This window comes from Nocardia sp. NPDC058518 (genome assembly GCF_042719655.1).
GTDB lineage: Bacteria > Actinomycetota > Actinomycetes > Mycobacteriales > Mycobacteriaceae > Nocardia.
In genome coordinates, this window is sequence record NZ_JBHXNJ010000003.1 from 241,480 (window position 1) to 245,396 (window position 3,917).

The following is a 3,917-nucleotide window of genomic DNA, read 5'->3' on the forward strand; positions in this document are numbered from 1 at the left end:
GCAATCTGTATTCCTTGTCCATCGATGGCTGTTTGAGGTCGATTGGCGGCGGATGACCCTGGGGTGTCGGGGGCGGCGGCGGCGGGGTACCACCCGAAGGTGGCCCGCCGCCGAGACCGCCCGCTCAGCCCTCCTTGACCAGTTCCGGCGTCTCCTCGGCCATCACCGCTTCACCGCGCGCGACCATGCCCGCTTCGTCGGAGAGCTTCAGGTGCGGGATGAACAGCGCGAGTCCGAACGCGAGCACCGCACCGGGGATCAGGTACCAGAACCCGGGGACCAGCGCGTCGACGTAGGCGCCGACGATCGCGTCGTGCAGCTTGTCCGGCAGGTTCTTGACCACCGAGGGGATCAGCGCGCTCGGGTCGATTTTCGCCGCCATCGCTTCCTGCCAGTTCGCCTGGAACGCACCGGTGAGATTCTCGGTCAGCCTGCTGGTGAAGATGGAACCGAAGATCGCGATGCCCAGCGCGCCACCCATCTCACGGAAGTAGTTGTTCGCGCTGGTCGCCGTGCCGATCTGGTCGGGCGCCACCGCGTTCTGCACCACGAGCACGATGATCTGCATGATCAGGCCGAGGCCCGCGCCCATGACGAACAGCATGGCCGAGACCAGCCACATCGAGGTGTTCGCGTCCAGGCGGGTGAGCCACAGCATGTCGATGCCGATGAGCGCGGCGCCGATCGGCGGATACACCCGGTAGCGACCGGTTTTGGTGATCGCGTTCATCGAGGTGATCAACGTGAGCATCATGCCGACCATCATCGGGATCAGCAGCAGGCCCGACACCGAGGCGGAGGTCCCGCTGGCCATCTGCAGGTAGGTCGGGATGAAGCCGATCGCCGCGAACATCACCAGGCCGACGAGGAATCCGATCAGCGAGGTCAGCACGAAGGTGCGATTGCGGAACAGCCACAGCGGCAGCATCGGTTCCGCGGCCCGCGACTCGACGAACACGAAGGCCGCGACCACCACGACGAGAGCGGCGATCATCGACACCATCACCGTCGAGCCCCACTCGTACTGCTTGCCGCCCCAGTCGGTGATCAGGATCAGCAAGGTGGTCGCGCTCGACATGAGCACGATGCCGAGGTAGTCGGGCCTGAACTTGGGCCGGTGGCTGGGGATGTTCAGGTAGCGGAAGGCGATGAACAGCGCGGCGATACCGATCGGCACATTGATCCAGAAGCACCAGCGCCAGTCGAGGTGGTCGGCGAACAGGCCGCCGAGCAGCGGTCCGGCGACCGAGGTGATGCCGAAGACGGCGCCCATCGGAGCCATGTACTTGCCGCGGTCCTTGGCGGGCACAACATCGGCGATGATGGCCTGCGCCAGGATCATCAGCCCACCGCCACCGACACCCTGCAGGCCGCGGAAGGCGATGAACTCCCAGAACCCGGTCGAGGCGGCGGCGCCGATCGATGCGGCGGTGAAGACGGTGATCGCGAACAGGAACAGCCAGCGCCTGCCGAACATGTCGCCGAGTTTTCCGTAGATCGGCATCACGATGGTGGTGGCGAGCAGATACGACGTGGCGGTCCAGGCCATGTGGGAGACCCCGCCGAGTTCGCCGACGATGGTCGGCATCGCGGTGCCGACGATCATCTGATCGAGGCTGGCCAGGAACATGCCCGCGATCAGCGCGGAGAAGATCAGCCAGATCCGCTTCTGGGTCAAGACGATCGGGGTGGGCGGCGAATCGGCCGTCGTGGTCATCGGAGCATCTCCCTTGTGCTGTCGTCCGGCCGATCGAACAGCCGGGCGGCCATGGCGCAGTGCTCGTGCAGCGCTGCGGCCAGCGACCCGTTCGGTTCCGCGGCCAGCGACATCGCCGCCCGCGTCGTGATGGTCGTCATGATTCCCGCGGTGAGCGAGGCGAATTCGGGGGCGACATCGGCCCCGAGCCGGGCCGAGAGGAGCTCGGCGGTGGCGGCCTCCATCCGGGCACCGGAGGCGATGAACGCGGCGAGCACCCTCGGCTCGGCCATGACCAGTTTGGTGACCAGCGAGATCCCCTCGCGCACTTCGCTTTCCGGCTGGAAGCCCGCGGCGTGCAGCCAGGTGAGATCTTCGATGAGCACGCCGGTCGGACCGCCTGCGACGAATTGCCGCCGGGCTTCGGGCGTGCCTATCTCCTCGATCGGGCCGACCACCGCGTCGAGCTTGGTGTCGTAGTAGTTGAAGAAGGTGCGCGAGGAGACACCCACCGATTTGGCGATGTCGTCGACATTCGTCGCATCCAGCCCGTGCTCGACCGCCAACCGCCGTGCGGCGAGGCAGAGCTCGAGCAGGGTCCGTCGCTTCTTCTGTTCGCGCAGACCGACCGCGGCCTGCTCGACCGTATCCCGAGTCACACCTGAAAAATTAGCACAAACTGCAATATTTCAGAAACTGCAATCATTGCGGGCTGAGTAGTCGGCGCAGCGCGACAGGAGTGTGGCCGAGGTGCTCGCGGATGGTCCGGGTCAGGTGGGGCTGGTCGGCGAAACCGAGGTCGGCGGCGAGATCGGCGAGGCCGGTTTCGCCGCCGGTGAGCCGATCGATGGCGTGGCCGACGCGTACCCGGTTGCGGTAGTGGGTCAGTGAGACGCCCATGTGTTGCGAGAACACCCGGCTCAGCCGGTACGGCGAGACCATGAGCAGCCCGGCCAGCGACCGCAACCCTGCGGCTTCCGGCGTACCGGCGAGGATCGCGTGGCGCGCGGCGGTGACCATCGCCTGGTCTGCCGGACGGGGACGCGGGGCCGATCGGCCGGTGGCCACCGCGACGAGCCGGAGCAGTTCCTCGGTCAGCGCGTAGTCGATATCGCCGACGGCGGCGGCGCCGAGCAGCCTGTGGTGGGCGAGCTCGACGCGCGCGTCGATGTATACCGATCGCGCGGTCGCTGGTCCTTCCCAGAACTCGGGCGCGATGCTCACCGAGGTGCAGACGTCGCCACCGGCGGGGTGCGCGAACCGTTCTTCCTCTCCGGGTGCGCCCAAGTAGCCGAGGGTGGGGTCCAAGTCGGCGTCGACCCCGTCGGCTCGACGCCGGAACCTGCCGCGCCGCACGAGAACGAGGCGGTGATCACCGCACGCCTCCGGCGCCGACCATCGGGTGTGGTCGGCATGGCAGGTCACGGTGGTCACGGTGAAGTCCGGCCGGGCGGCAAGGGGAACGGCGCACAGCATGGGCCGACCGTACGCCGGGGCTACGACACGTCGACCCCGCAAAGATCTTCAAGACCGGGGCCTGGTCCGGCCTGAATGCTGAGTGGGCAGCAACTCACACCGGACATCGACCCGCCCCGCAGAACTCATGGTCCTCGCCGAGGACCCACCTGTTCTGTATCACCGCAGCCTGACCAGGAGAACACCATGGCATCTGTTCACAAAGAATTTCTCGTCGACGCCACACCGGACCAGGTCTGGGATGTCTTGCGCGACTTCGGCGCTGTGCACGAGCGCCTCGCTCCGGGCTTCGTCACCGACACCCGACTCGATGCCGACACCCGCACAGTCACCTTCGCCGACGGCACCATCGTCGCCGAACGGCTCGTCGACCTCGATCCCGTGAGCAGGCGGGTCGCCTACACCGTGGTCGGGGGAAGTCTGCATCCGTCCCATCACCATGCGTGGATGCAGGCCCTACCGGAGGACGAGGTCAGGACGCGTTTCATCTGGCACATCGACGTTCTGCCCGAACCTCTCGCCGCACCGATCGCGGAATTCGTCGAACACGGATCGACGGTGATGCGCGCGGCACTGGAGGCGGCGGCAGCACGGTCGACTCGTGTGGACGAACCCGTGCACGAGACCGCTCGATAATCCGAAGGGGGGGGGGGGGCACAGCGCCCCGCCCCCCGGGGGGTGGCAGGCGGGGGGGGGCGCGGCCCCCACCCCGCGCCCGCCCACGCCGGATCTCACGTACCCGAGC

At 67.3% G+C, this 3,917-nt stretch carries 4 protein-coding genes; 1 reads left to right on the forward strand and 3 read right to left on the reverse strand.

All coding sequences use genetic code 11. From position 1 onward, the window contains the following. Nucleotides 1-124: 124 nt before the first annotated feature. Genes ACFWPX_RS08190 through ACFWPX_RS08200 form a run of 3 tightly spaced genes read right to left on the reverse strand, consistent with a single transcriptional unit; the run spans nucleotide 125 to nucleotide 3,172 of the window. Nucleotides 125-1,717 (reverse strand): MDR family MFS transporter, encoded by a 1,593-nt coding sequence (locus ACFWPX_RS08190; protein ID WP_378926781.1) that lies wholly within the window; start codon nucleotides 1,715-1,717, stop codon nucleotides 125-127. After that, entirely contained in the window at nucleotides 1,714-2,355 is a 642-nt protein-coding gene (locus ACFWPX_RS08195; protein WP_378926782.1) for a TetR/AcrR family transcriptional regulator, read from the reverse strand. The genes ACFWPX_RS08190 and ACFWPX_RS08195 overlap by 4 nt, the downstream gene beginning before the upstream one ends. A gap of 43 nt (nucleotides 2,356-2,398) precedes the next feature. After that, nucleotides 2,399-3,172, reverse strand: coding sequence for a helix-turn-helix domain-containing protein (locus tag ACFWPX_RS08200; RefSeq protein ID WP_378926784.1), 774 nt, complete (start codon nucleotides 3,170-3,172; stop codon nucleotides 2,399-2,401). A gap of 186 nt (nucleotides 3,173-3,358) precedes the next feature. Here ACFWPX_RS08200 and ACFWPX_RS08205 point away from each other — a divergent pair, with 186 nt between their 5' ends. Beyond that, a complete protein-coding gene (locus ACFWPX_RS08205; RefSeq protein WP_378926785.1) occupies nucleotides 3,359-3,808 on the forward strand; it encodes an SRPBCC family protein in 450 nt (149 codons plus the stop codon). Nucleotides 3,809-3,917: the final 109 nt, after the last annotated feature.

Bases quoted from the DNA above. Each gene is read 5' to 3' on its own strand.
- ACFWPX_RS08190 (WP_378926781.1), bottom strand. From the start codon at position 1,717: ATGACCACGACGGCCGATTCGCCGCCCACCCCGATCGTCTTGACCCAG.
- ACFWPX_RS08200 (WP_378926784.1), bottom strand. From the start codon at position 3,172: ATGCTGTGCGCCGTTCCCCTTGCCGCCCGGCCGGACTTCACCGTGACC.
- ACFWPX_RS08205 (WP_378926785.1), top strand. From the start codon at position 3,359: ATGGCATCTGTTCACAAAGAATTTCTCGTCGACGCCACACCGGACCAG.